Here is a 3,207-nt window from a genome sequence, read left to right on the forward strand (position 1 = left end):
GTTAGTTCAGGTTGTCGCTGAACGTTAGGTTGATGGAATGTATCAGCATTGCTTTGTGACTGCTCTCGATCTTCCTTCGCTAATTGCGAAGCAGAGGACGGATCAGACTCAATGACTAGCGCCCCCATTGGCTTAAATTGCTTCTCTTGATTGGCTGCTATCGTCTCTGCAGCTTCCCATTGAAGCTCTGCTTGCTCGACATACGTTCGCACCTTCGCCTTCTTCGGAGCCGCTTCAGGAATAAGACGCTGCTTATGTAGCAATTGTTTTACGGTCTCTTCGATGAATGCGCACAGCTCTGCCTCTTTGCTGAAGCGAACTTCAAGCTTGGCAGGATGCACATTCACATCCACGAGAGAAGGGTGCATCCTCACATGAAGCACGAGCATCGGGTAGCGATTGATCGGCAGGAACGTATGGTACGCACGGAGTATCGCTTGATTCAGCGGAAAGCTTCTGACATATCTGCCATTGATCATCCATGACATCGCATTGCGGTTTGAGCGAGTCAATTCAGGCTTGCCGATATAGCCTTCCACCTCGAAGTCCAAGTGTTCTCCCTTGACCTGCAGCATCCCTTTCGCTGTCTGAACGCCATATACAGAGGCAATAACCTGCAATAAGTCTCCATTGCCAATCGTTTGCAGCAGGGTGTGCTCATTATGCTTCAAGGTAAAAGCAATACTTGGGTAGGATAACGCCAAACGATAGATGAGATCAGAGATATGCCCCAGCTCCGTCTGGATCGTTTTCATATATTTTAACCGTGCAGGCGTATTGTAGAACAGTTCACGTACCGTTATCTCCGTCCCTTGCATCGACTGTGCGGGCTCATACGATTTGATCGCACCGCCTTCAATTACAAGCCGCCTGCCTAACCCGCTAGATTCTGTCGACGTTACCAACTCTACCTTGGCAACAGCCGCAATACTCGGAAGTGCCTCTCCTCGGAACCCTAGACTGCGAATCGAGAATAGATCCTTCCCTGTCTGGATTTTGCTCGTCGCATGCCGCAGAAAGGCATTTTCTGCATCATCATCCGCTATACCGGAGCCATTGTCCTTCACTCGGATGAGCTGCAGGCCCCCTTCTTCAACGGATACATCGATACGTGTAGCTCCTGCATCTATCGAGTTCTCAACCAACTCCTTCACAACCGATGAAGGACGCTCCACCACTTCGCCTGCGGCAATCTGGTTGGCAATGTGCTCGTCCAATATTTTAATAATTGCCATTTTTCACACCTCCTTAACTCTCGATTTTCCATGCTCTATTCATTAGGTTTCACGAGTAATTTCACGTGCCCGCTTCATCAGATCATGCAGTTGATTCATTGCTTCCAATGGAGTCATTGACATCACATCTACATCTGTCAAAGTGCCGATGAACTCCTTCATTGCTATTACTTCAGCACTGTGTTGAATGGAATGATCCGGCCCCTCTTGCTGTACCGCTTGATGGGTCTCAGCAGTACTTGCCATACTCATGACAGATTGCTCGTCATCTGTCTTACCGTCTTGCACAGGCTTCACATACTGTGCAGGTGCCTGAACGGGACTATCCGCAGATACCGCAGTCTGATCCAATCCGAATAAGGACAGCTGTTCCACATGATTGACAGGAAGCTCTTGCTGCGAAGTCGAAGGGGATGCATGTGTTGTCCCTTCATGATCCGTTGTCTCATACTGCTTCAACAGGTCGTATGCACGATTAATAATTTGATCAGGGAGACCCGCAAGGCGTGCACAATAGATACCATAACTTGTGCTGGCTGCGCCTGAAATCAACTTACGCAGGAAGGTAACTTGATTGCCGCTTTCCTGCACGGCCATGCATACATTCTTCAATCGTGGCAGACGATCCGCCATATGCGCTAATTCATGGAAATGGGTCGAAACGAGCGCCTTACAGCCGATTCGATCGTGGACATACTCCACTACAGCCTGTGCAATGGACATCCCCTCACTCGTTGATGTGCCACGACCCAGCTCGTCAATGATGACCAAACTGCGGCGCGTTGCCTTCTCTGTCATCACCTGTATATCCATCATTTCCACCATGAACGTACTCTGACCGCCAATTAGATCATCTGCAGCTCCAATTCTCGTGAAGATCCGATCGACAATCGGCATAGACGCTCGTTCAGCTGGAACGAAGCATCCAATCTGCGCCATGATCGATATCAGGGCTACTTGACGCATGTACGTACTCTTACCTGCCATATTCGGCCCTGTAATGAGCAGCATCGTCTCATTCTGCTCTGTCAGCTCCGTATCGTTCGCCATGAAGTCTCCACCTTGCATGACAGCCTCCACAACGGGATGACGTCCCTCAGCAATATGCATATCCAATTGCTCCGTGAATGCCGGACGAACATATCTCCTAGCTGCACTGACTGCAGAGAGTGATTGGTAGACGTCAATTTCAGCAACTGCTTCTGCCAATGCCTGCAGGCGGCGAATCTCGCCTCCAATGCGCTGACGCAGTTCGCTAAAGCGCTCGTACTCCAAGCCGAGCATCTTATCCTCAGCCTCGAGAATTAGCGCTTCCTTCTCCTTCAATTCAGGCGTTACGAATCGCTCTGCATTCGCCAGCGTCTGCTTACGCTCATATCGTCCTTCCGGCAGGGATGACAAATTCGACTTCGTTACCTCGATATAATAGCCGAATACCTTGTTGTATCCGATCTTAAGCGACTTGATTCCGGTCGCTTCCTTCTCTCTGCGCTCTAGCTCAGCGATCCAGCGCTTGCCGTTCACACTTGCTTCTCGGAGCTGATCAAGATATTCATCATATCCTGGCTTAATCAGTCCACCGTCACGTACCGATACCGGAGGCTCGTCCACCACCGCACGTTCAATCCAATCGCGGATATCTTCACATGCATCCAATTCACTGACAAGATTGTTAAGTGTTGCAGACGATGTCTGCTCGCATAACTGCTTCAGCATCGGAATCTGACTCAGTGAAGACTTCAGTGCAACGAGATCACGACCGTTCGCCGTACCGAAGGCAATCCGGCCCACAAGACGCTCCAGATCATATACCGAGGACAACTGCTCACGCAGCTCTTCTCGCCATATGAGATGATGATACAGCGTATCAACGGCCTCTAAACGCTCCTCAATGGCCTGCCGATTCATGAGCGGCTTGTCAATCCAGCGACGAAGCAGCCTAGCCCCCATCGACGTCTCGGTGCGATCAAGC

The 3,207-nt window shown here is 50.2% G+C and carries 2 protein-coding genes; both read right to left on the reverse strand.

What is annotated here, in order from left to right:
* On the reverse strand, positions 1-1,235 hold a 1,235-nt coding region (mutL, locus tag AZ66_RS28080), incomplete at its 3' end, for a DNA mismatch repair endonuclease MutL (RefSeq protein WP_231587086.1).
* Positions 1,236-1,277: 42 nt separating this feature from the next.
* On the reverse strand, positions 1,278-3,207 hold a 1,930-nt coding region (gene mutS, locus AZ66_RS28085), incomplete at its 5' end, for a DNA mismatch repair protein MutS (RefSeq protein WP_044357940.1).

The organism is Paenibacillus sp. E194 (assembly GCF_000935845.1).
Lineage (GTDB): Bacteria > Bacillota > Bacilli > Paenibacillales > Paenibacillaceae > Paenibacillus_B > Paenibacillus_B alvei_B.